Source organism: Variovorax sp. M-6 (assembly GCF_052114385.1).
Classification (GTDB): Bacteria; Pseudomonadota; Gammaproteobacteria; order Burkholderiales; family Burkholderiaceae_C; genus Variovorax.
The window spans coordinates 1-22870 of the sequence record NZ_JBFREQ010000048.1; the positions used below are offsets into that span (position 1 = coordinate 1).

Genomic DNA, 22870 nt, shown 5'->3' on the forward strand with positions numbered 1-22870 from the left:
CTGCACCATGGCGGCGGCGTGGGCATGGGCTACTCGCAGCATTCGGGCGTGGTGATCGTGGCCGACGGCACCGACGCCGCGGCCAAGCGCCTCGCGCGCGTGCTGTGGAACGACCCCGCCACCGGCGTGATGCGCCATGCCGATGCCGGTTACGACATCGCGATCGCGACCGCGAAGAAAAACGGACTGAAGCTGCCGATGGTGGAGTGAGCGTCAGCGCGAGAGCTGCGCCCTAACGCCTGCGAACCGCAGCGCCGTTCGGTCCGACGCAGCCCTCGCGGTAGACGCCCTTGGCGCATGTGACCTGCGCCGGCGGCGGCTTCTTGACCACCGCGGCACCGTTGGGACCGGCGCAGCCGGCGCGATAGACGCCTTGGGCGCACGTGACCGCCCAGGACGACGATGGAACAAGGCCTAGAACGCCCAGCACGGCGGTCGCGGCAAGTATGTAGTACTTCATGCAATTTCCTTGGTTTTGCCGATCGCGTCTCGGCAGTGGGAATCGGGACGGTGCGTTCCGTCGGTGCGTTCGACCGAGCAGAAGGGCGGCGGCGCTCGGCATCCCTATCATCACGCGCTGCGCCGTCGCTTGCAAGGCGCCAGGCCCGCGGCACGAGCACTTCGTTCCCCGGACACCAATCGCGGAGATACTTGCGAAGTTCAGGGACCTGGCGCAGTCGTTCAACGGAGGATGCCGATGCTCAAATCCGACCCAAAGCCCCGGACGGCCCCCGGCGTGGTGGTTCTCCTTGTCCTGGTCATCGCCGCGCTGCTGGCCTGGATGGCCTACCAGCAGGGCCTGTTCCAGCGCCAGGACAGGCTTTTCGTCGAGGTGCCCGACGCGGCCGGCATGGCGCAGGGCATGCCCGTGACCACCCGGGGGGTGGTGATCGGCAGCGTGCGCGCCATCTCGCTGCCCGCGGCGCCGCCCGGCGAGCAGGGTGCGCGGGTCGAACTCGGCATTGCCCGCGACTTCATGGCGCAGATTGCGAAAGGCACCCGGGCCCGGCTGGTGCAGGACCACACGACCGGCAAGCCGGCGATCGATCTGGTGCCGCCGCGCGGCGGTGCGCAGCCGGTGGCTTCCGGCGAGGTGCTGGCCTTCGAGCGCGGCAGGGACGGCGGCCTGATCGTGCAGGAGATGCAGGCGGCGCTGATGCCGGTGATCGCCGATGCGCGCAAGTTGACCGAGAGCCTGACCGACCCGGACGGCGCCTTCCAGCAGACGCTGCAGGCGGGCCGCGACATGGCCTCGAAAATGCCCGCGATCGCCGAGAAGACCAGCGACGTGCTCGACAAGACGCAGCAGGCCGTGAAGACCATCGAGAGCGGTGCCGTGTCCACGCTGCAGAGGGCCGGCCAGACCATCGGCGTCGTGGCGCAGGCCGCGCCCGAGGTGATCGAGAAGGTACAGCAGGCCGCGGCCACCTCGCAGAAGGCCAGTGCCGAGCTGCAGGCCATGGCGGCGCAGGCGTCGGAGCGCTTGCCCGGCGTGCTCGACCAGGTTCAGGCCGCGGCGACGCAGACCAACCAGATGGTGAGCAACGCGCGCCAGACCTGGCCGATCAGCCTGCTGACCGGCACCCCGACCACGCCGCAGTCGCTGCCGATCGACAGCATCGGCGGGCTGCCGTTGCCGGGGGAGGTGCCATGAGCCGCCGGGCCGCTCCCAAGGCGAATACCGGAGCGCTGCTGCGCGGAGGTTCTCAATGAGCCGCCGGGCCGCTCCCAAGGCGAATACCGGAGCGCTGCTGCGCGGAGGTTCTCAATGAGCCGCCGGGCCGCTCCCAAGGCGAATACCGGAGCGCTGCTGCGCGGAGGTTCTCAATGAGCTTCGGGTTGCGATCGATGGCCTGCGGACTGTGCGTCGTGGCCATGGGCCTGCTCGGCGCTTGCTCGACGCCGCCCGTGCGCTCGGCGTCCAGCATCCAGGCCCAGGGCTACAACATCCAGGGCATGGATCGCTACAAGGCGGGCGACATGCCGCGTGCGCTGGCCTTCTTCCAGCAGGCGCTGGGGGTCGAACAATCGATCGAGGACGACGACGCCATCGCCGCCACGCGGCTCAACCTCTCGATGGTCTACCTCCGTATGGGGCGCAAGGACGAGGCGCTGAAGCAGTTGGACCTGGTGCTGGACGAGCGCCGTCTCGCGTTCAGCGCCGAGCGCCGCGCCGAAGCCGCGTTGCGGCGCGCCATGGCGGTGCAGGCCGAGGACCCGGCGAGCGCCGGGCACTCGCTCGATCGGGCCGCCACGCTCTGCGGCAACAGTTGCAGCGTCAGGGGCAAGATCCTCAACCTGAAGGCCTATCTGGCGCTCGGCGCCGGCAACCCCGAAGAGGGATTGCGGCTGGCGCAGCAGGCCCAGCGCGCGCTGGCCAAGGACGATGCATTGGAAAACGCCAATGCGCTGCGCCTGCAGGGCAGCGCCTACGTCGCCATGAAGACGCCGGCCGCCGCGGTGCCGCTGCTCGAAGAGGCGTTGAAGATGGACAAGGCCGCGGGCGCGAGCGACAAGATCTATCAGGACTTGCTGCTGCTGGGCCAGGCGTCGCAGGACAAGCCGGCGCTCGCCAGGGACTACTGGACCCGGGCGCGCGACGTGGCGGTGGCCGCCAGGAACGAAGCGGGTGCCGAGCGCACCGCGAGATTGCTGGCGGCTTCGGCGCCGTAGTCCGCTGCGCCGCGTTGACGGTCCGCCCGCCCGGCGGGACACTGCCGCTCTTTGCAGGAAGGTCCGCCGCCATGCGAAAGCTCACGGTCTTCAACAACGTCTCGCTCGACGGCTATTTCACCGACGCGCGCGGCGACATGGGCTGGGCCCACAAGTCCGACCCCGAGTGGACGGCGTTCACCCGGGCCAATGCCGGGCAAGGCGGCATGCTGCTGTTCGGCCGCGTCACCTACGAGCAGATGGCCTCGTACTGGCCCACACCCGCGGCCGCCGAGGCGATGCCCGAGGTGGCGCGCGCCATGAACGCAGCGCCCAAGCTCGTGTTCTCGACGACCTTGAAGGAGGCCAGGTGGCAGAACACCCGTTTGATCGAGAGCGGCATGCTCGATGCGGTGCGCGCGCTCAAGAACGAGAGCGGCCCGAACCTGGTGGTCATGGGCAGCGGCAAGGTCGTCGCCCAGCTCGCGGGCGCGAAGCTGGTCGACGAGTTCCAGCTGGTGCTGAACCCGCTGGTGCTCGGCGCCGGCCGCACGCTGTTCGAAGGCATCGTGGAGCGGATCGCGCTGCAGCTGACGGACGAGCGCCGCTTCAGGAACGGCAATGTGGTGCTGCACTACCGGACCGCGCACTGAGCACGGCACGAATCCAGGCAGATCGTCGTGCGCACGCGAGCACAGCGCGTGCAGCTTCTCGCCGACCCACGGCCACTCGGCGACGTTGTCACGCGGGGGCGGAATATGGACCGCGTGAGCGAAGTTCGGTATCCGGCATTTGCGATTGATATTTGTCAATTCGCGATCCGACCCGGTCGCGCATGCTGAACGAGCAGACGCAAAGGAGAGCAGATGAAACTCGGAACACTTGCGCCCGCCGTTCTGGCCTTGTCGCTGACGGCACAGGTCGTCGGCGCACAAACGGCCGCGCCGGCCACGGCCCAGCCCGCCGTCAATGCTGTCGATCCGGCTTCGATCCAGGCCCTCAAGGACATGGGCGCCTATTTGCAGTCCCTGGATCGCTTCCGGGCCTCGACCTCGCTGACGGGCGAGCGCGTTCTGGCCGACGGCCAGAAGTTGATGCACACGGCCTCGGCGACGGTCGATGCGGAGCGTCCGAACAAGCTGCACGCCCGCATGTGGAGTGTTCGCTCCGAGCGCGAGATCTTCTATGACGGCAAGACGGTCGTGCTCTACAACCCTGCGCAGAAATACTACTCGACCGTCGAGTTCTCGGAGCCCAACAGCGTACTCGTCGGCAAGCTGGAAGAACGCTACGGCGTCGAGATCCCGATGTCCGACCTGTTCACGTGGGGCACCCCGGCTGCGCCGGTCGACAAGATCGAATCGGCGATGAATGCCGGGCAGGACATCATCGGGAACAGTCTCTGCGACCACTACGCCTTTCGCCAGGGCGACTTCGATTGGCAGATCTGGATCACGACGGGCAGCAAGCCCTTGCCACGCAAGCTCGTGATCACCAACCGTGGCGACGATGCGCGACCGCAATCGATCACCCTGATGGAATGGAATCTGAAGCCGGCCTTCACCGAAGCGACATTCAGGTTCACGCCCCCCAAGGGGGCGACCCGAATCGAAGTTGTTCCGGTGAAGGCCAAGTAGAGGAGCGCGACCATGAACGGATCATTCAGCAAGATGCTCGCGGCTCCCCTGGCCGTTCTGGTCTTGGTCAGCTTCGCGTGGGCCCCTGTGGCGGAGGCGGCGGGCGATCGCGCCGGTGGGGGCGGGGGCCGCGGCGGCGGCGCTCGTGCGAGTGCCGGAGGAGGGGGTGGCGGCGCCCGCGCCGGTGGCGGCGCTGCGGCTGCAGGCGGAGGCAGGCAGGCCGCGCAGGTCAACAACAGCAGGGCCGACGTGCGGACCAATGACGTCCGAAGCACCAGCGCGAACAATGTCAACAGCAGCCGCAGTGCCAATGTCAATGCCAACCGCAACACCAACGTCAACGCGAATCGGAACGTCAACGTCAATGTCAGCGGCAACAACAATTGCTGCGGCGGTTGGGACAATGACTACCATCCGGTCGCCGGTGCGGTGGCCGTCGGTGCCGCGGTGGCCGTCACTTCGACCGTGGTGGGCTCGATGGTGAACACCGTGCCGGCCAACTGCGTCCCGGTCAACTACGGCGGCATGGTGTACCAGCAGTGCGGCAGCCAGTGGTATCAGCCGCAGGGATCCCAATACGTGGTGGTCAATCCACCGTACTGATGCCGCGGCGGCCACCCTGGCCGGAGTTCATTCATGACTCGACAAGCTGAGCCTGCACGGGCGCTGGCGGAAGACGCCCAAGTGCGCGGCTGGCGCGCGGCCTTTCCGCCGGCGCAGTGGCTTCGGACCTACCAGTCCAAATGGCTGGCCAACGACGCCATCGCCGGCGTCACCCTGGCCGCTTACGGCATCCCGGTGTCGCTGGCCTATGCGACGCTGGCCGGCCTGCCGCCGCAGTACGGCATCTACTGCTACCTGGTCGGCGGCCTGTTCTACGCACTGTTCGGCTCGTCGCGCCAACTGGCGATCGGGCCCACTTCCGCGATCTCGATGCTGGTCGGCGTCACCGTGGCCGGCATGGCGCAGGGCGATCCGGACCGCTGGGCCAGCATCGCGGCGCTGACCGCATTGCTCATCGCGGCCATGTGCGTGCTGGCATGGCTGCTGCGCCTGAGTTCGCTGGTCAACTTCATCAGCGAGACCATCCTGCTCGGCTTCAAGGCCGGCGCCGCCTGCACGATCGCACTGACCCAGCTGCCCAAGCTGTTCGGCGTCAAGGGCGGCGGGGAAGCCTTCTTCGAGCGCCTCGTCATCCTCGGCGGTCAGATTCCCGAGACCAACCTCGCCGTGCTGGCCTTCGGCCTCGTGGCGCTGGTCCTGCTGCTGCTGGCGGAGAAGTACCTGCCGGGCCGCCCGGCCGCGCTGTTCGTGGTGGTGGCCTCCATCATCGTGCTGTCGGTGACTTCGCTGGGCGAGCTGGGCTTCAAGGTCGTCGGCGCGCTGCCCCAGGGTCTGCCGGACTTCAAGCTGCCCGGCTTGCGGGTGCGCGACGTGGACGGCGTGATTCCGCTCGCGTTCGCCTGCCTGCTGCTGTCCTACGTGGAGAGCGTCTCGGCCGCACGCGCCCTGGCAGAAGCGCACAAGTACGAGATCGATCCGCGCCAGGAATTCCTGGGGCTCGGTGCGGCCAACCTCGGTGCGGCGCTGTTCCAGGCCTATCCGGTGGCTGGCGGACTGTCGCAATCGTCGGTCAACGACACGGCCGGCGCCAGGACACCGCTGGCGCTGGTGTTCGCCTCGGTCACGATCGGCCTGTGCCTGATGTTCCTGACCGAAGGGCTGAAGAACCTGCCCAACGTCGTCCTCGCTGCCATCGTGCTGGTGGCCGTCAAGGGGCTGGTGAACATCGGCGAGATGAAGCGGCTGTGGCGGGTCAGCCGCTTCGAGTTCGCGGTGTCGATGATTGCCTTCGTCGCAGTGCTGTTGCTGGGCATCCTCAATGGCGTCATCGTCGCGGTGCTGGCGTCGCTGGCGCTGCTGATCAGCCGCGTCGCGTCGCCGCACGTGGCCACCCTCGGACGCATACCGGGCACGCGGAAGTTCTCCGACATCGAGCGCAACCCCGACAACACGGTGGTGCCGGGCGTGCTCGCCTTCCGCGTCGATGCGGCGTTGCTCTATTTCAACGCCGAGCACGTGCGCGAGGCGGTGCGGCAGATGCTTCGCTCCGCTCCCGGCACGCTGAAGCTGGTGGTCTGCGACCTGTCGACCTCGCCCCAGGTCGACCTGGCCGGCGCCCGGATGCTGGCCAAACTGCACCAGGAACTCGCCGAAGCGGGCATCCGCATGCGCCTGGTGGCGGCGCATGCACCGGTTCGCGACATCCTGCGCGCCGAAGGACTGGAAGAGAGCGTGGGCTACTTCGGGCGCCGGATCTCGGTGGCCGACGTCATCGACGAGATGGAGGGCCGCAAGACGGCAGACACACCGGCGTGAACGTGCACTGCGCTCAGGGCATCGGCTTGCGCCACACACTCGCCAGCCAGGGCTGCTGTTCGCGCGGCATGCCGGGCGGCCGGTAGTAGTGGGCCAGTTCGGTGAACCGGGCTGCCGACATGAACCGGCGCCAGGCATCCAGATCGTGGAAGGCGCCGTAGCGGTCGCCGTTCCAACCCTCCTGGCCATCGCCACGGGGGTTCGAGCTGAACAGCACGCCGCCCGGCTTGAGCGTCGTGTGGAGGTCCGCCAGCACGCGCGGCAATTCCTGGCTCGGGATGTGGAACAGCGCGGCATTCGCGAACACGCCGTCGAAATGGCTGGCCGGCAGGCGCAGCTTGAGGAAATCCTGCTGCAGGACCTCGCACCCGCTGTACGCCCGCGCCATCGCGGCGAGGCGCTCGGACCCCTCCAGTCCTGTCGCATGGTGCCCGAGTCGCTTGAAGGTCTCGAGATCCCGTCCGGGCCCGCAGCCGAAGTCCAGTATCTCGAACGGTGGGTCCGTCTCGATGTACTGCAGGAGCGTCGCGATGTTCTGACTGACGTCGTGATCGCGCGTGCCTTCCCAGAACTGCTCCGCGTGCAGATCGTAGTGCCCCAGCGTCACGGCGGCGATCCGCTCAAGGTCATCAGATGAAAAATGCATGTTCGGCTCCTCCCGGATTCTCGTCTGGTTGCATGGCGTCGACGCCATCAGGCAAGGGGGGGAGTCGGGTTGCGGCCTGGCTTGGCGAATGCAATCGCCGCCGCTTGCAGTTCGGGGATCAGGGTCAGAAGCCGGCGAGTGAGCCAATACAGCTGGGAGGCATCGATCGGGTTCGGCAATCGGAGGGTGTTGATCAACCGTTGCGGACGATTCCCAAAGGCGAGAACGGTCAGCGGCTCGAGGACCATCGCCAGGTCGCTTCGTCCGTGCTCATCCAGAAGATCATGCTCATCCAGGCATCGCCAGATGGCCTGCACGGCGCGTTCGCACATCTCGGCTTCCGACGACGGCGTCATGGCCTCCGAGTCGCGCAATGAACTCGGGGGCATCGGCGGCATGCCGCGCGCTTCTTCGCGTACCTGGCGTCCTTGTGAAGGCATGGGCTGCTCCTTCATGCCCGACACGATACGCCGCGCCGAGGCGCACGGCAATGCTCCGCGGCTTCATGCGAACAGGGCGGCTACTTCGTTCGGCGTGGGTGCTTCGGCCCGGAGCAGCATGGCATCGCCCGCAGGTTCGCCCTCCTCGTCGGGGCCGGCCAACGGATCGCGCGGGACCAGGCGCGTGCGCACGAGGGCATCGGACAGCAGCAGGCGGCGTGCGTCGACGCCCGGCTGTGCGCCTTCCCAGGCCAGCACGATGGCCGCGGCCGCGTAGTAGAGGCCGCTCGCGGCGCGGCGCACTTCGCCTTCGTGCCGGGCATTTGCCGCCACCGATTCGGCCAGCGCGACCGCGCGGTCCAGGCTGGTCTGCAGCGCCTGGCGCAGGCGCGCCGGGATCCCCGTGCCTTGTTCCAGGCGCGCGGCCAGGACGCTCTTGAGTGCGTTGTGCGCGCCGTTCTTTCGCACCGCGCGTTGGATGGCGTCGAGCGCGTTGATGTTGCTGGTGCCTTCCCACAGCACGCCGATGTGCGCGTCGCGCACCAGGCGCGCATTGACGAAATCCTCGATGTAGCCATTGCCGCCGCGCACCTCCATGGCGCCGGTCGCCACCACGATGTTGTCGCGGCAGGCGCGGAACTTGATCAGCGGCGTGAGCAGGCGCAGCGCGTCGCGTGCCGTGGCATCGCCCTGGTTGGCCTTGTGCATCAGGTCGGCGGTGGCCATGACCATCGACAGCGCTGCTTCGGTCGGCAGCATCAGCTTGAGCAGTTGCCGCCGCAGCAGCGGATAGGCGATGACGGGGCTGCCGAAGGCCGAGCGGTGCCGGGCGGCCTGCATCGACTCGTTCAGGCAGCGCCGCATCATCGCCGCGGCGCGCACCGCGTGCGACAGTCGCGAGAGGTTGACCTGCTCCATCATCTGCTTGAGGCCCTGGTCGAGCGCGCCGACGGGGTAGGCGAACGCACCCTCGAGCCGCAACTCGCCGCTGGCCATCGACCGGGTGCCCAGCTTGTCCTTGAGCCGCACGATGCGGTAGGCATTGCGGCTGCCGTCTTCCAGCCGTCGCGGCATGGCGAACAGCGCCAGGCCCTTGGTGCCGGCGGGCGCGCCTTCGGGACGCGCGAGGATGAGGGCGATGTCGGCGTCCGTGTGCGACGAGAACCATTTCTCGCCGAACAGGTGCCACCGGCCATCGATCTGCCGCGCCACCGTCTCGACCGCGCCGACGTCGGAGCCACCCGCCTTCTCGGTCATGAACTGCGTGCCTTTCCACAGCGTTTCCATGTCGTCGCTGAGCATGCGCGGCAGGAGTTTCTGCTGGAGTTCGGCGCTGCCGTACTTGCGTATCAGGTGGATGGAGGTGTCCGTCACGCTGATGGGGCACATCTGGCCGAACTCGGACTGCACGAACAGATACTGGAAGGCGTACTTGGCCAGCGGAGGAAGCGGCTCGCTGCAGCCGAGCACGCCGGCGCGATGGCCCATGGCGTGGAACTGGAAGTCACCGAAGGCGATGTGCTCCATCTCCTGGTAGGCCGGGTGGTAGTCGATCCAGTCCTCGTCCTCGCCCCAGCGCGTTCGCGCATGCAGCACGGGCGGGTTCTTGTCGGCCACCGTGGCCAGCGCGTTCAGGCGCCCCCCGGCCAGCCGACCCATGCGCTCGAAATGCGGATCCAGCTGCTGGCGCTGGTCGGCTGAAAGGTACAGCGACAGCAGGTCCCGAAGGCCCCGATCGATCGCGTAGAAATCCAGCCCTGCGCAGTCCGGCGCGAGATGCTGCGAGCTCTGGTTCGACGTGGCGGGACGAGGGCGTACGTATTCGGAGTAGTTCGGTTGGAAAGACATGGTCACCTTGAAATCAGGAAAGGAGGAGCTGCCGGCGGAAATGCGGCGTCAGATCACGCCGGCGGTGCGCAGGCCTTCGATCTGCTCGGCCGACAGGCCCAGCTGGCCGCCGAGCACCGCCTCGGTGTGTTCGCCCAGTTCGGGCGGGCCGACGCGGTAGTCGATCGGCGTCTCGGAAAAGCGCATCGGACTGGCGACGGCGGGAAAGGTGCCGCCGCTGGACAGCGGGATGTCCACGCGGATGCCGCGCTCGCGCACCTGCCTGTCCTCGAACGCCTGGCCGAAGTCGTTGATCGGTCCGCAAGGCACGCCGGCGGCTTCGAGACGCTCCAGCCAGTTGGCCGTGGTGTCGCTGCGCATGATGTCGCCGAGCAGGGGCAGGAGCTGGTCGCGGTTGACGAGGCGGCCCGAGACCTTCGCGAAACGCGGGTCTGCGCTCAGCTCGGGCCGGCCGATGGCTTGGCAGTAGGAGACGAACAGGCCGTCGTTGCCGACCGCCACCACGATCTGGCCGTCGCGGCTCTCGAACACCTGATAGGGCACTGCGTTCGGGTGCGCGTTGCCGTAGCGTCGCGGCATGCGGCCGGACACCAGGTAATTAACCGCCTGGTTGCTGTTGAAGGCCATCGCGCAATCGAGCAGCGCCATGTCGATGTGCTGGCCGCGGCCGCTGCGTTCGCGCCAGGCCAGCGCAGCGGTGATCGCCAGGCTGGCGTACATGCCGGTCGTGATATCGGCCACGGCGATGCCCACTTTCTGCGGCCCGCCGCCGGGCAGGTCGTCGCGTTCGCCCGTGATGCTCATGAGGCCGCCCATGCCCTGGAACACGAAGTCGTAGCCCGGCCGGTGGCTGTAGGGGCCGGTCTGGCCGAAGCCGGTGACGGAGCAATAGATCAACCCGGGATGGGTTTCCCTGAGATCGTCATAGGCCAGCCCGTAGCGCGCCAGGGTCCCGACCTTGTAGTTCTCCACCAGCACGTCGCAGGTGGCGGCCAGGCGCCGGATGATGTCCTGGCCCTCGGGGCTTGCCAGGTCGACCGTGATCGATTTCTTGCCGCGGTTCGTCGATGCGTAGTAGGCCGAATCCTGGCGCTCTGGATGGTCGCCCGAAGGCAGCCATGGCGGTCCCCAGCCGCGCGTCTCGTCGCCCACGCCGGGCCGCTCGACCTTGATGACCTCGGCGCCGAGGTCGGCGAGGTTCTGCGTGCACCAGGGGCCGGCGAGCACGCGAGAGAGGTCGAGCACCCGGACGTGCGACAGCGGCTTGATCGTCTGTGCCTGCATTCAGTCCGCCTTGATGTGCGCGTCGGCGATCACCTTGCCGTAGCGCGCGCTTTCTTCGCGCATGTAGGCCGCGAAGGCATCCTGGTAGTGACCGACGGGCTCGGCGCCGTTGCTCAGCAGTTGCTTTTGAACTTCGGGCTGGGCGAGCACCTTTTCGATCTCGGTCGCCAGCTTCGAGACGATGGCCGGCGGCGTGCCCGCGGGCGCCACCAGGCCGACCCAGGCGGACATCTCCATGCCCGGATAGCCAAGTTCCGCGACGCTCGGAACCTCGGGCAGGGCGGCCGAGCGCTTGCCGCTCATGACGGCAAGGGCGCGCAATTGCCCGCCGTTGATTTGCGGCACGCCGGTGAAGGCCGGCTCGAAGGTCATGGAGACCTCGCCGGCCATCACGGCGGCCTTGGCGGGCGCGCTGCCCTTGTAGGGCACGTGCAGCACTTCCATCCGGGTCCGGGTCCGGAGCATTTCGCCGGCCAGATGGGCGCTCGAGCCGTTGCCGTAGGAGGCGTAGCTCAGGTTCCCGGCCTTGGTGCCGCCAAGCTTGACGAGCTCGTCGAGCGTCTTCGCCTTCACCGCGGGATGGACCACGATCACGCTCGGCGCCGCCGCCACCAACGCGATCGGCACGAAGGCCTTGACGGGGTCGTAGCGCAGGTTGGGGTACAGCCACCCGTTGATGGTGAGCGTGGTGTTGGTGGCGGCCAGCAGGGTGTAGCCATCGGGCTTCGCGCCGGCCACGGCCTCGGCGCCGATGATGGTGGCCGCTCCGGGCTTGTTGTCCACCACGACCGGCTGGCCCAGGCGCTCGCCCAGCTTCTGGCCGATGACGCGGGCCACCACGTCGGTCATGCCGCCCGCCGAGTACGGGACGACGATGCGGATGGGCTTGTTCGGGTAGTCCTGCGCATGGGCTGCAACGGCAGCAAGTACCGAGGCCGCAAGGGCGGCGCTGGCTGCGACGATCCTGGTTTTCACATCTGTCTCCTTTGGGTCTGTTGCGCGCCATGTTCTGGCGGAGCCGATCGGCGCGCTGGTCGAAATTCTTGCTGCGTCGATTTTTCTGGTCCAATACATTTTTTCGCCCCATTGATCCACCGATTAGATAAATCAAGCGCCCATGGACCTGAGACAGCTTCGCTATTTCGTGGCAGTGGCCGAGGAACTTCACTTCGGCCGCGCGGCGCAGCGCCTGTCCATCACGCAGCCTCCGCTGAGCTTCAATATCGCCAAGCTGGAGGAGTCGCTGGGCTTCGAGTTGCTGCGGCGCAGCACGCGCGAAGTCGCGCTGACGCCGGCCGGCCAGGTGATGTACCAGGAGGCGCTCAAGATCCTCTCGCTCACGCGGGAGGCGCAGGCGTCGGCGGGCCGCATCGCGCGCGGCGAATCCGGCACGATCCACGTGGGCTTCGTCGGCTCGGCGCTGCTGACGCGGCTGACCGAGGTGACTCGAAGCTTCGGCATGGCGCGGCCCGACGTGCAAGTGATCGTTCACGAACTCAACAGCTTCGAGCAGGTGGATGCGCTCCAGCTCCGGAAGATCGACCTGGGCATCATCCACGCCCGCACCTTGCCCGGCGGCATCGGCTGGCGCGTGCTCGACAGGCAGAGTTTCGTGTGCGCGCTGCCGGCAGACCATCCGCTGGCGGCCCGTGCCGACATCGGGTTGCACGAACTCCGGAACGAGGACTTCGTGCTGTTCTCGCGTCCGTTCTCGCCGGAGTTCCACGACAAGATCGTCGCCATGTGCCTGCGTGCGGGGTTCACTCCCAACATCCGCCACGAGGTGCGGCACATGCTCTCGGTCGCGGCACTGGTGGCTCGCAAATTCGGCGTGTCGCTGGTGCCCTCGTCCTTGCAGGCCGTGGTGTTGCCGAACCTGTGTTTCCGGCCGCTGGCCCATTCGGAGCAGCCGTCCGAGTTGCGCGGCATCTGGCGCGAGGGCGATCCCTCGGCGCTGGTGCATTCGCTACTGGAAGCGCTGACGCCGCGCGAGGAGGCGGTGGAGAAGGTGCCGGGACCACCGGGCGCCGGGGTGGCCTGAAACTCGCCCGCGGGCATGGAAGATCATTGCGCCGGCGCGCGCCCGTCGTCGCTAAAGCGTCTCCCGCTGCATGAACCCTGCCGCTGCCTGGGCAGGTTCGGTCATCTCCACGACCTCCACGCGCTCGACGCGTGCCTCCGGTGGGCCGCGACGTGCCCAGTCCACCAGCGCGTCGACGGCGGGTGCGTCGCCGACGGCAAGGGCCTCCACCGTGCCGTTGCGACGATTGCGCACCCAGCCGTGCACGCCCAGCACCTCGGCGGCCTGGGCCATGGACCCACGGTAGCCCACGCCTTGAACGTAGCCATGGACGATGAGGTGCTTCTGGACGAACGCCATGCTCGCACTGTAGTGCGGCAGGCGCGCTTTTGCAGCTTGCAACCGGCGTCGGCGCTACTTGATATCTGCGGCGAGCCTGATTCCAAACCCGAACAAAGCGATCCCTGCGAGGCGCGTGGCGATCTTGCGTGCGGAAGGAATCGCCTTCAGGCGGACGGCGACGCGCTCCCCCACGAGCACAAGCGCGGCCTGATACGCCAGACTGATCGCCGTGACGTGCAGCATCATCACCCACAGCGTGACGGAAGACGCATCCGGCTTCAGGAACAGCGGGAAGAACGACACAAAGAAGAGCATCACCTTGGGGTTCGTCACGCTGACCATCAAGGCTTGGCGGAAGCGCAGCCATGGGGAAAGGCCAGGTTCTTCCCCTTGCGACTCGGCATCGCTCCTTGCCCTGACCAAGTTCAACCCCATCCAGCAAAGATAGGCTGCGCCAAACCACTGGAGTGCCTGGAAGAGCAGAGGGTTGGCCTTCATGCTCGCGGCCACGCCGGCGACCGCGGCGACCATGAAGAGGATGTCTCCTGAAAGGGTGCCGGCGACTGCGGCCATGCCGGCGGCGCGACCGTTGCGCGCAGTGGCATTGAGGATCGCGATGGTCCCGGCGCCGGGAATCAGCTGGAAGACAAGGATCGCGGCAACGAAACTGGTGTAGTTGTGGATGTCGGACATGCAGGCCTCATTTCGATGACACTCAAGATTGTGGTCAATGAGATTCGAGAGTCACAGATGAATTTTCTTGTCTCATTAACAAATTTGATTATTTTTTCTTGTGAGAATGGCAGATGACAAGAAAAGGTTCTAGTGGAGATTTGGACGAGGCGGCGTGGCGATTGCTCGCTACTTTGCAAGCAGACGGGCGGGCGCCGCTCAAGTCGTTGGCGGAATCCACGGGCTTGTCTGTCGCGGCAACGGCAGAACGTCTGAAGCGGCTTCAGGATGCGGGCGTTGTCCGCACCATCACGGCAGATGTCGATACCTCGAAGGCAGGCTATGCCGTCAAGGCGATCGTGGGCATCACCGTCCTTCAGCCCGGCAAGAAGGCATTGCTCGAAAAGCTGAAGAAAGCACCCGAAGTGCTGGAGTGCCATCACGTGGCCGGAGCGGACTCCTACGTGATGATCGTGGTGTCCCGGAGCCTCGCCGATCTCGAGCGCTTTGTCGGCACCATCAACGTGTATGGTGAAACCCGCACCTCGATCGTTTTCTCGACCCCCATCGAGCGGCGCGAGCTTGTCCGGCCGGGAGCCACCCGACGTCGCTGAGGCCCGCTGTGGGCGTCCGGCTTGGTTGGAGCGCCGCCACCGAGCCTGGCCTGACATGCTGCGGGATTTCACCAAGGTGGTGCGCCGCCCGGCGCGGCGCATACTCTCAGCAGACCCGCGCCGACCCCACCCAGGCCGCGGGCGGCAGCCAGGAGCACGCTTTGCAGCGAACCAACATTGCCAACCCGGCCTATTTCCACAAGGTCGTGGATTGCCAGTACGCCTGTCCGGCGCACACCCCCGTCCCCGAGTACATCCGCCTGATCGCGCAGCGCCGCTACAGCGACGCCTACATGATCAACTGGGTCTCCAACGTCTTTCCGGGCATCCTGGGGCGCACCTGCGACCGCCCTTGCGAGCCGGCCTGCCGGCGCGGCCGGGTGGAGGAGAGCAACGCGAAGGATCCCGAGCCGGTGGCGATCTGCCGGCTCAAGCGCGTGGCGGCCGACATGAAGGATGACGTGCGTTCGCGCATGCCGAAGCCCGAGCCGAAGAACGGCAAGCGCATCGCCTGCGTGGGTGCGGGGCCGGCTTCGCTCACCGTCGCACGCGACTTGGCGCCGCTGGGCTACGAGGTGACGGTGTTCGACGGCGAGGCCAAGGCCGGCGGCTTCATCCGCACGCAGATCCCGCGCTTTCGGCTGCCCGAGTCGGTGATCGACGAGGAGACCGGCTATATCCTCGACCTGGGTGTGGAATTCCGAAGCGGCCAGCGGATCGACTCGATGAAGGCCCTGATGGCGCAGGGGTGGGACGCGATCTTCGTCGGCTGCGGTGCGCCGCGCGGGCGCGACCTGGTGGTTCCGGGCCGGCAGGAAGCCGCCGCCAGCATCCACATCGGCATCGACTGGCTCAACTCCGTCTCGTTCGGCCACGTCACCGCGATCGGGCAGCGCGTGATCGTGCTGGGCGGCGGCAACACGGCGATGGACTGCTGCCGCTCGGCCCGCCGCCTGGGCGGCACCGACGTGAAGGTCATCGTGCGCAGCGGCTTCGAGGAGATGAAGGCCTCGCCCTGGGAAAAGGAGGACGCCCAGCACGAAGGCATTCCGATCATCAACTTCCATGTGCCCAAGGCCTTCGTCCACGAGGACGGCAAGCTGCTGGGCATGCGCTTCGAGATCGTCCGCGCCGAGTACGACGCGCAGGGCCAGCGCACGCTGGTGCCCACCGGCGAGCCGGAGGCCTTCTTCGAATGCGACGAGGTGCTGGTGGCGGTAGGCCAGGAAAATGCCTTCCCCTGGATCGAGCGCGACTGCGGCATCGCCTTCGACAAATGGGGTCTTCCCACGCTCGACGAAAACACCTTCCAGTCGACGGTGCCGCGGATATTCTTTGGCGGCGATGCGGCCTTCGGGCCCAAGAACATCATCACGGCCGTGGCCCATGGGCATGAGGCTGCCGTGTCGATCGACAAGCTCCTGCACGCCGAGCCGGTCCATGTCCGGCCGCCGCCCATGACCAACCTGGTGTCGCAGAAGATGGGCATCCACGAGTGGAGCTACGACAACGACACCTCCAACGACCTGCGCTACAAGGTGCCCTGGGCCAAGGCCGAGGCGGCACTGGCCAGCATCCGCGTGGAGGTGGAGCTCGGCTTCGACGCCGCCACCGCCTTCAAGGAGGCCGAGCGCTGCCTGAACTGCGATGTGCAGACCGTGTTCACCGAGACCGCCTGCATCGAATGCGATGCCTGCGTGGACATCTGCCCGATGGACTGCATCAGCTTCACCGTCAACGGCGAGGAGTCGGAACTTCGGCCCCGGCTGAAGGCGCCGGCGCTCAACCTCGCGCAGGACCTGTACGTGTCCGGCGGGCTCAAGACGGGCAGGGTGATGGTCAAGGACGAGGACGTCTGCCTGCACTGCGGCCTGTGCGCCGAGCGCTGCCCCACGGGGGCCTGGGACATGCAGAAGTTCCTGCTCGAGATGACGCCGGCCGGGTCGGGGTGCCGCACCGCGAGCGGGGCACCGGCCCAGGGGGTGGCCGCATGACCATGAAGCAGATCGAAGCCGTCAACGATTTCGTCATCAAGTTCGCCAACGTCAACGGCTCGGGTTCGGCCTCGGCCAACGAGCTGTTCGCCAAGGCCATCCTGCGCATGGGCGTGCCGGTGAGCCCGCGCAACATCTTTCCCAGCAACATCCAGGGCCTGCCGACCTGGTACGAGGTGCGCGTGACCGAAAAAGGCCACCTGGGGCGGCGCGGCGGCACCGACATGATGGTGGCGATGAACCCGCAGACGTGGGACGCCGACGTGGCCGAACTCGAGCCCGGCGGCTATTTGTTCTACGACAGCACGCGGCCGCTGCCGCCGTCGAAATTCCGCAGCGACATCCGGGTCATCGGCATGCCGCTGACCGAGATCTGCAACGCGGTCTATCACGACCCGCGCCAGCGCCAGCTGTTCAAGAACATCGTCTATGTGGGCGCCCTGGCGATCCTGCTGGGCATCGAGCCGGAAGTGGTCGAGAAGCTGTTCGGCGAGCAGTACAAGGGCAAGGAGAAGCTGCTGGCCTCCAATGTGCAGGCCTTGAACCTGGGCTGTGACTTCGCCAGGGAGAACCTGCGCGAGCCCGTCGGGCTGCAGGTGCGGCGCGCCGACCGGGTGGGCGACCGGATCTTCGTCGATGGCAACAGCGCCGCGGCGCTGGGCTGCGTGTATGGCGGCGCCACGGTCGCGGCCTGGTATCCGATCACGCCGTCGTCGTCGGTGGCCGAGGCCTTCCAGAAGTACTGCGCGAAGTTCCGCGTCGACCCGGTCACCGGCCAGAACCGCTTCGCCGTCGTGCAGGCGGAAGACGAACTCGCCTCGATCGGCATGGTGGTCGGTGCCGGCTGGAACGGTGCGCGGGCCTTCACGCCGACCTCGGGACCCGGGATTTCGCTGATGGCCGAGTTCATCGGGCTGGCCTACTTCGCCGAGATCCCGGTCACGCTGATCAACGTGCAGCGCGGCGGCCCTTCCACCGGCATGCCCACGCGGACCCAGCAGGCCGACATCCTGTCCTGCGCCTACGCCTCGCATGGCGACACCAGGCACGTGCTGCTGTTTCCCGAAGACCCGCACGAGTGCTTCGAGCACGCGGCGGCGGCACTCGACCTGGCCGACCGGCTGCAGACGCCGGTGTTCCTCATGACCGACCTCGACATCGGCATGAACCAGCGCCTCTGCGCGCCCTTTGCCTGGGACGACAGCCGCGTCTACGACCGCGGCAAGGTGATGACCGCCGAGGAGCTGGAGGCCGGACGCGACTTCGGTCGCTACAAGGACGTGGACGGCGACGGCATTCCCTGGCGCACGCTGCCGGGCACGCACCCGACCAAAGGCAGCTTCTTCACCCGCGGCACGACGCGCGACGCCTACGCCCGGTACTCGGAACGCGGGCCCGACTACATCTACAACATGGAGCGGCTGCTGAAGAAGTTCGCGACCGCGGCGACCCTGGTGCCGCAGCCGGTGCTGCGGCCCGCGGCCGAAAAGACCGACCTCGGCGTGATCTATTTCGGCTCGACCAGCCCGGCCATGCAGGAGGCGCTGGAGGCGCTCGATGACAGCGGCATCCACCTGGACGCGCTGCGGCTGAGGGCCTTTCCCTTCCCGGACAGCGTGGTGCAGTTCCTGGCGCAGCACGCGCGGGTGTTCGTGGTCGAGCAGAACCGCGACGCCCAGATGCGCAGCCTGCTGGTCAACGAGCTGGGCATCGATCCGGCCCGGCTGGTCCCGGTGCTGCATTTCGACGGCACGCCGATCACGGCGCGCTTCATCGTCCAGGCCATCAGCACGCACGTGCAGGCGCGTGCGCATGCGCCCGGCGCCACCGACAAGAAGGAGCCTGCATGACCTACCTTGCCAAGCCCCGGCTGCGCCATCCGACGCTGGCCACCAACAAGGTCGGCTACACGCGGCGCGACTACGAGGGCAAGATTTCCACGCTGTGCGCCGGCTGCGGCCACGACTCCATCTCCGCCGCCATCATCGAGGCCTGCTGGGAGCTGGACATCGAGCCGCACCGGGTGGCCAAGCTTTCCGGCATCGGCTGCAGCTCCAAGACGCCGGACTATTTCCTGGGCGCCTCGCATGGCTTCAACACGGTGCACGGCCGCATGCCCAGCGTGCTGACCGGCGCCAACCTGGCCAACCGCGACCTGCTGTATCTGGGCGTTTCGGGCGACGGCGATTCGGCCTCGATCGGGCTGGGCCAGTTCGCCCACGCCATGCGGCGCGGCGTGCGGATGGCCTACATCGTGGAGAACAACGGCGTCTACGGCCTGACCAAGGGCCAGTTCTCGGCCACCGCCGACCAGGGCTCCAAGAGCAAGAAGGGCGTCATCAATACCGACAGCCCGGTCGACCTGGTCGCCATGGCGCTGCAGCTGGGCGCCAGCTACGTGGGGCGCGGTTTCTCGGGCAACAAGGCGCAGCTGGTGCCCCTGATCAAGGGGGCGATCAGCCATGGCGGGGCGGCCTTCATCGACGTGCTGAGCCCCTGCGTGGCCTTCAACAACCACCCCGGCAGCACGAAGAGCTACGACTACGTGCGCGAACACAACGAGGCGGTGAGCCGGATCGACTTCATCAGCGCGCGCGAGGAAATCGCCGTCGACATGGCGCCGGGCGAAGTGCTGGACGTGCGCCAGCACGACGGCACGCTGCTGCGGCTGCGCAGCCTGCATGCCGACTACAACCCGGGCGACCGCTTCGCCGCCATGGCCCACATGCAGCGGCACCAGGAGATGGGCGAGGTGGTGACGGGCCTGCTCTACGTCGACCCGCTGGCCACCGACCTGCACACGGCGCTCAACACCAGCGAGCGGCCGCTCAACACGCTGGGGCCGGCCCAGCTCTGCCCCGGCGCCCGGGCGCTGGAGCGGCTCAACGACTCCTTGCGCTGAGCCAAGGCCCGGAGCACCATTGCGCTTCCTTCGGAGGGCGGATCATGGCCGAACGCACTGTTTTCCAGTCCATCTCGCACAAACATGTGACCAGCCTGGGCCCGCAGGCCAGCGTGCGCGACGCCGCCTGCGTCATGACTCGCGCCGGTTGCGGCAGCGTGCTCATCATGGAGCCGCCGGACACCCTGCTGGGCATCCTGACAGAGCGCGACCTGATGACGCGCGTGCTGGCCCGGGGGCTCGACCCCGAGCACACGACGGCGCGCGAGGTGATGACGCCCAACCCGATCTGCGTGCCGCCCGAAACCCCGGTATCCGACGCCGTCGTGCTGATGCTCGAGCGCGGCTTTCGCCACCTGCCGCTGGTGGCGGGGACGAAGATCCTGGGGGTTTTCTCGGTGCGCGATGCGCTGCCGCGGGAGATCGGCACGGCGCTCAGCCAGGCTGAGTTCAACGAGCAGGTGAACGACGTTCTGGGCTAGGGAGATCGACCTCCGGTCAGTTCGCCTCGAAGAACTCCAGGATCTGTTCGCCCAACAGCGCCTCCTGCGTGTTGAAGTGGGCCACGATGGACACATGGTTGTGCTCCGCCAGCGTCAGATAGCGCGGCGCCCGGCGCTGCGCCCGAGCCACTTCGAGCGCGAATTCCAGACCATAGAGGTCCAGCAGCGGATTCTCGTATTCGGCCGTCGCCAGCAGCAATGGAATTGCCGATCGGGCTGCGTGGCTGAGCGGTGAACGCGCGGCATAGCGCGCGGGATCGCTGCCGAAATAGGCTTCGACACCTGCCGCATTCGGGTTCTCCGGCAAGTTGTCGGCACGCAGCCGGGCAGAGATCAGCACCAGGCAGCGCAGCGCTTGCCCCGTGCCTTCCATGACGGGGTCATACACATAGGTGGCTGCATGTGTTCCGCCGGCGGAGTGCCCGATCAGGCAGATTCGCGCCGGGTCGCCGCCCCAATCGGCCACATGCTTGTCGACCCACTGGCAAGCCGCTGCAACGTCGTGCGCGCCGGCCGGATAGACGGCCTCTGGCGCCAAGCGATATTCCACATTCACTCCCACGCAACCGTGGCGGGCGAACCATGCAAGCACGTTGCCGTACATCTGCGCATTGATGTTCTTCGCCCCGCGCACGAAAGCGCCACCGTGAACAAACACGACCACTGGCGCGCGATGGGCGCCCGACGGACGGTACAGGTCGAGCACCTGGCCTGGATGCTCGCCGTAGCGCAGGTCTCGCTGCAGATGCCAGCCTTGTTGCGGCGCGGCTGCCAGCAGCGGCAAATACAACGCCTTGGTGCGATCGCCGGCCGCCCGGATGTCCTGCTGCCAGCGGGTGCCGATCTCGCGCAGTTGCGCCGTGAGCGACTCGGGACGCGATGCGCGCCTCAACAGGTTCATGCGTCAAGTTCAGGAATATGGGGAATCTCCACCCCATAGACGCCGACATCTTCCCGAATCTGGTTCACTCCCTTGCGGATGATGTCCATTTCTTCGTCCGGATGCGTGGCGCCCAGGCCATGTGCAGCGGCAAGGGCTCGGTTGCGACCGGATCGCTCGCGCTCGTCCGGCGGCAGCTTGACCACCGCGTAGACACCATTCAGAAGGCTGCCGCGCAGCTTCTTGGCCACCTTCTCTCCGATGGTGCGTTTTTCATCCGCCGGCAGGTCGGCAAAGAAGCGCCGCATGATGATCCGACCGAACTGGATGTGACGCGCCTCGTCGCGCAGGATCAAGCGACAGGCTTCGCGGATCGATGCGAAGCGCGCGTTTTCATAGCGAGCCTGCAACAGATCGCCCGACAGTTGTTCAAAGAGCGTGTTGACCGACAGGCCCGCAAAGAAGCTCATGGCTTTCTCGTCTCTCTCGTCATGAAAGCGAGGAATGATCTCCTTGAAGTAGTCGGCGCGCGGCGTAGGTTCGTATTGGGCCAGATGCTCCGCAATGCGAAAGCTCGCTTCGTGATGGCGAAACTCCTCGGCGATGAAGTTGCTCAGATGCTGCTTGATCTCGAAGGGCTGGTGCTGAAAGATGGACTCCAGCAGACGCTCCGCGCCGTAGGGCGTCGCGCCATGCTCCATCCAGGCGCGCAAACTCCACCATTCGGCGCCCGCGCGGCGCACCTCCGGCGCCAGGTCGGCATCGCGCAAATCGCTGTAGTCGATGTCGCGCACCGGATCCCAGGCCAGATCCCGCGCCTGCGTGCACAAGCGCCAGACCTCCGGATAGCCGATTTCGCAGACCACCGGATACGGATTCGGCACGGCGGGAATTTCTTCGAGCAAGGAAGGTTGCATGGGGACAGTCCAGAACAAGGGGAAACAGTCGTCCGAGTGCCGTTCAGCGCTTGGCTGATGTGTGCCTCGGTCCGGGCGTGGCCTCATGCTAGGCAGCGCAGGCCCATACATCCAATACCGATTAAAGTGACAACTCATTCATCCGGTGTATTGGTCATCGGGTCACGATGGCGACCTGAAAGTCCTGAACCTCACGCTGCCCATGCTCGAAATTCGCCAGATGCGCCAGTTCGTCGTCGTTGCCGAGGAACTCAATTTTCGCCGAGCCGCCCTTCGTCTCAACATGTCGCAGCCGCCGCTGAGCGTGGCCATGCAGAACCTCGAAGCCAAGCTCGGCACGATGCTGCTGGATCGCAGTCGCCAGCGCATCGCCCTGACCGCGGCCGGGCAGGTCTTCTACGAAGACTGCCAGCGCACCATGCTGCAGGTGCGCATGGCGATGGAACGTGCGCGCCGTGCCGGTCTCGGCCTGGAAGGCGCGCTGCGCCTTTCCTTCGTGCCGAGTGCCGCGCTCGACGTGCTGCCGGCCATCCTCAAGCACTTTCAGCAAGCCTGCCCGACAGTCCACCTGCAGGTCACGGCAGAAACCACCGCGCGCCAACTGCGCCATCTGAGCCGAGGCGAAGTCGACCTGGCCCTGGTCGTCGGCCCCGTGTATGAAGCGCGCGAACTCGAACTGATCGATCTGCAGGCGCAGCGCTTCGTGATTGCCGTGCCGTCCGGCCACCGCTTCGCGCACCGCGGCAGTGTGCGGATCAAGGAGCTAGCGACCGAGTCCTTCATCTCCTTCCCCGCGTCCGAAGGCGCCGGCTTTGTCGCGGCCTTGATGGGCGCCTGCGAGAACGCGGGCTTTCATCCGAACGTCGTTCAGGAAGCGTCGCAGATGCAGGCGATCCTGATGCTGGTCGCCGGCGGCCTCGGCATCGCGTTGGTGCCGGCGTCGCTGCGGCTGCTGAAGATGAACGACGTGGTTTTCCTGGAAGTCGCCGACCGCCGCGCGCCGCCCTCCTATCGCCTGCAATTTGCCTATGCGGCGAGCAGCGACAACCCGGCCATCCAGTCCTTTCTGGCCGTGGCCATGCAGCATGCGACGCCGCTGAGCGAGCGCGCGAAGCGGATCCAACCGCCCAACTGATTCGC

At 67.0% G+C, this 22870-nt stretch carries 23 protein-coding genes and 1 pseudogene; 14 read left to right on the plus strand and 10 right to left on the minus strand.

Annotation, left to right across the window (positions count from 1 at the left end; genetic code table 11):
• Positions 1-210: pseudogene (locus AB4Z46_RS32295) on the plus strand (urocanate hydratase); the annotation flags it as partial.
• A gap of 22 nt (positions 211-232) precedes the next feature.
• Here the strand turns inward: AB4Z46_RS32295 and AB4Z46_RS32300 are convergent.
• The gene (locus AB4Z46_RS32300; protein ID WP_442287651.1) at positions 233-460 is read right to left on the minus strand and encodes a hypothetical protein; all 228 of its coding nucleotides are present in this window, start codon (positions 458-460) and stop codon (positions 233-235) included.
• Between the two features lie 237 nt (positions 461-697).
• Between AB4Z46_RS32300 and AB4Z46_RS32305 the strand changes: the two genes are divergently transcribed.
• From AB4Z46_RS32305 to AB4Z46_RS32330, 6 genes are all read left to right on the plus strand, one after another.
• Positions 698-1654, plus strand: coding sequence for an MlaD family protein (locus AB4Z46_RS32305; RefSeq protein WP_442287652.1), 957 nt, complete (start codon positions 698-700; stop codon positions 1652-1654).
• A gap of 173 nt (positions 1655-1827) precedes the next feature.
• Positions 1828-2673: a tetratricopeptide repeat protein gene (locus AB4Z46_RS32310; RefSeq protein ID WP_442287653.1), complete on the plus strand. Its 846-nt coding sequence runs from the start codon at positions 1828-1830 to the stop codon at positions 2671-2673.
• Between the two features lie 71 nt (positions 2674-2744).
• On the plus strand, positions 2745-3305 hold the full coding sequence (locus tag AB4Z46_RS32315; protein ID WP_442287654.1) for a dihydrofolate reductase family protein: 561 nt from the start codon (positions 2745-2747) through the stop codon (positions 3303-3305).
• Positions 3306-3518: 213 nt separating this feature from the next.
• Positions 3519-4289 carry a DUF2092 domain-containing protein gene (locus AB4Z46_RS32320; RefSeq protein WP_442287655.1) on the plus strand — a complete coding sequence of 257 codons (771 nt, stop codon included), beginning with the start codon at positions 3519-3521 and terminating at the stop codon, positions 4287-4289.
• Positions 4290-4301: 12 nt separating this feature from the next.
• A complete protein-coding gene (locus AB4Z46_RS32325) occupies positions 4302-4892 on the plus strand; it encodes a hypothetical protein (protein WP_442287656.1) in 591 nt (196 codons plus the stop codon).
• 33 nt (positions 4893-4925) lie between these two features.
• Entirely contained in the window at positions 4926-6668 is a 1743-nt protein-coding gene (locus AB4Z46_RS32330) for a SulP family inorganic anion transporter (protein WP_442287657.1), read from the plus strand.
• Positions 6669-6681: 13 nt separating this feature from the next.
• On the opposite strand, the gene AB4Z46_RS32335 is transcribed toward AB4Z46_RS32330, so the two are convergent.
• The 5 genes from AB4Z46_RS32335 to AB4Z46_RS32355 form a co-directional block, all read right to left on the minus strand.
• Positions 6682-7314: a class I SAM-dependent methyltransferase gene (locus tag AB4Z46_RS32335; protein WP_442287658.1), complete on the minus strand. Its 633-nt coding sequence runs from the start codon at positions 7312-7314 to the stop codon at positions 6682-6684.
• 47 nt (positions 7315-7361) lie between these two features.
• A complete protein-coding gene (locus AB4Z46_RS32340) occupies positions 7362-7754 on the minus strand; it encodes a hypothetical protein (protein WP_442287659.1) in 393 nt (130 codons plus the stop codon).
• Between the two features lie 63 nt (positions 7755-7817).
• Positions 7818-9602 (minus strand): acyl-CoA dehydrogenase family protein, encoded by a 1785-nt coding sequence (locus AB4Z46_RS32345; RefSeq protein WP_442287660.1) that lies wholly within the window; start codon positions 9600-9602, stop codon positions 7818-7820.
• A 48-nt stretch (positions 9603-9650) separates the two neighbouring features.
• Positions 9651-10886 carry a CaiB/BaiF CoA transferase family protein gene (locus tag AB4Z46_RS32350; RefSeq protein WP_442287661.1) on the minus strand — a complete coding sequence of 412 codons (1236 nt, stop codon included), beginning with the start codon at positions 10884-10886 and terminating at the stop codon, positions 9651-9653.
• The gene (locus AB4Z46_RS32355; RefSeq protein ID WP_442287662.1) at positions 10887-11861 is read right to left on the minus strand and encodes a Bug family tripartite tricarboxylate transporter substrate binding protein; all 975 of its coding nucleotides are present in this window, start codon (positions 11859-11861) and stop codon (positions 10887-10889) included.
• Between the two features lie 142 nt (positions 11862-12003).
• On the opposite strand from AB4Z46_RS32355, the gene AB4Z46_RS32360 reads away from it, so the two are divergent.
• Positions 12004-12927, plus strand: coding sequence for a LysR family transcriptional regulator (locus tag AB4Z46_RS32360; protein ID WP_442287663.1), 924 nt, complete (start codon positions 12004-12006; stop codon positions 12925-12927).
• Between the two features lie 51 nt (positions 12928-12978).
• Here the strand turns inward: AB4Z46_RS32360 and AB4Z46_RS32365 are convergent, their stop codons facing one another.
• Together AB4Z46_RS32365 and AB4Z46_RS32370 are read right to left on the minus strand one after the other, a co-directional pair.
• Entirely contained in the window at positions 12979-13266 is a 288-nt protein-coding gene (locus AB4Z46_RS32365) for an acylphosphatase (protein WP_442287664.1), read from the minus strand.
• Positions 13267-13320: 54 nt separating this feature from the next.
• Positions 13321-13941, minus strand: a complete 621-nt coding sequence (locus AB4Z46_RS32370; RefSeq protein WP_442287665.1) for a LysE family translocator — start codon at positions 13939-13941, stop codon at positions 13321-13323.
• A 113-nt stretch (positions 13942-14054) separates the two neighbouring features.
• Between AB4Z46_RS32370 and AB4Z46_RS32375 the strand changes: the two genes are divergently transcribed.
• From AB4Z46_RS32375 to AB4Z46_RS32395, 5 genes are all read left to right on the plus strand, one after another.
• Positions 14055-14534: an Lrp/AsnC family transcriptional regulator gene (locus AB4Z46_RS32375; RefSeq protein WP_442287666.1), complete on the plus strand. Its 480-nt coding sequence runs from the start codon at positions 14055-14057 to the stop codon at positions 14532-14534.
• 161 nt (positions 14535-14695) lie between these two features.
• Positions 14696-16528, plus strand: a complete 1833-nt coding sequence (locus AB4Z46_RS32380) for an FAD-dependent oxidoreductase (RefSeq protein WP_442287667.1) — start codon at positions 14696-14698, stop codon at positions 16526-16528.
• A 2-nt stretch (positions 16529-16530) separates the two neighbouring features.
• Complete coding sequence (locus AB4Z46_RS32385) at positions 16531-18378, plus strand: 2-oxoacid:acceptor oxidoreductase subunit alpha (RefSeq protein WP_442287687.1); 1848 nt, start codon at positions 16531-16533, stop codon at positions 18376-18378.
• Positions 18375-19430: a 2-oxoacid:ferredoxin oxidoreductase subunit beta gene (locus AB4Z46_RS32390; RefSeq protein ID WP_442287668.1), complete on the plus strand. Its 1056-nt coding sequence runs from the start codon at positions 18375-18377 to the stop codon at positions 19428-19430. Before AB4Z46_RS32385 ends, AB4Z46_RS32390 begins: the two co-directional genes overlap by 4 nt.
• A 44-nt stretch (positions 19431-19474) precedes the next feature.
• Complete coding sequence (locus tag AB4Z46_RS32395) at positions 19475-19912, plus strand: CBS domain-containing protein (RefSeq protein WP_442287669.1); 438 nt, start codon at positions 19475-19477, stop codon at positions 19910-19912.
• Between the two features lie 16 nt (positions 19913-19928).
• Here the strand turns inward: AB4Z46_RS32395 and AB4Z46_RS32400 are convergent, their stop codons facing one another.
• Both AB4Z46_RS32400 and AB4Z46_RS32405 read right to left on the minus strand, forming a co-directional pair.
• Positions 19929-20834: an alpha/beta hydrolase gene (locus tag AB4Z46_RS32400; protein ID WP_442287670.1), complete on the minus strand. Its 906-nt coding sequence runs from the start codon at positions 20832-20834 to the stop codon at positions 19929-19931.
• On the minus strand, positions 20831-21730 hold the full coding sequence (locus tag AB4Z46_RS32405) for a ferritin-like domain-containing protein (RefSeq protein ID WP_442287671.1): 900 nt from the start codon (positions 21728-21730) through the stop codon (positions 20831-20833). Before AB4Z46_RS32405 ends, AB4Z46_RS32400 begins: the two co-directional genes overlap by 4 nt.
• Positions 21731-21932: 202 nt before the next feature.
• Between AB4Z46_RS32405 and AB4Z46_RS32410 the strand changes: the two genes are divergently transcribed.
• On the plus strand, positions 21933-22865 hold the full coding sequence (locus AB4Z46_RS32410) for a LysR family transcriptional regulator (RefSeq protein ID WP_442287672.1): 933 nt from the start codon (positions 21933-21935) through the stop codon (positions 22863-22865).
• The last annotated feature ends 5 nt before the right edge of the window (positions 22866-22870 follow it).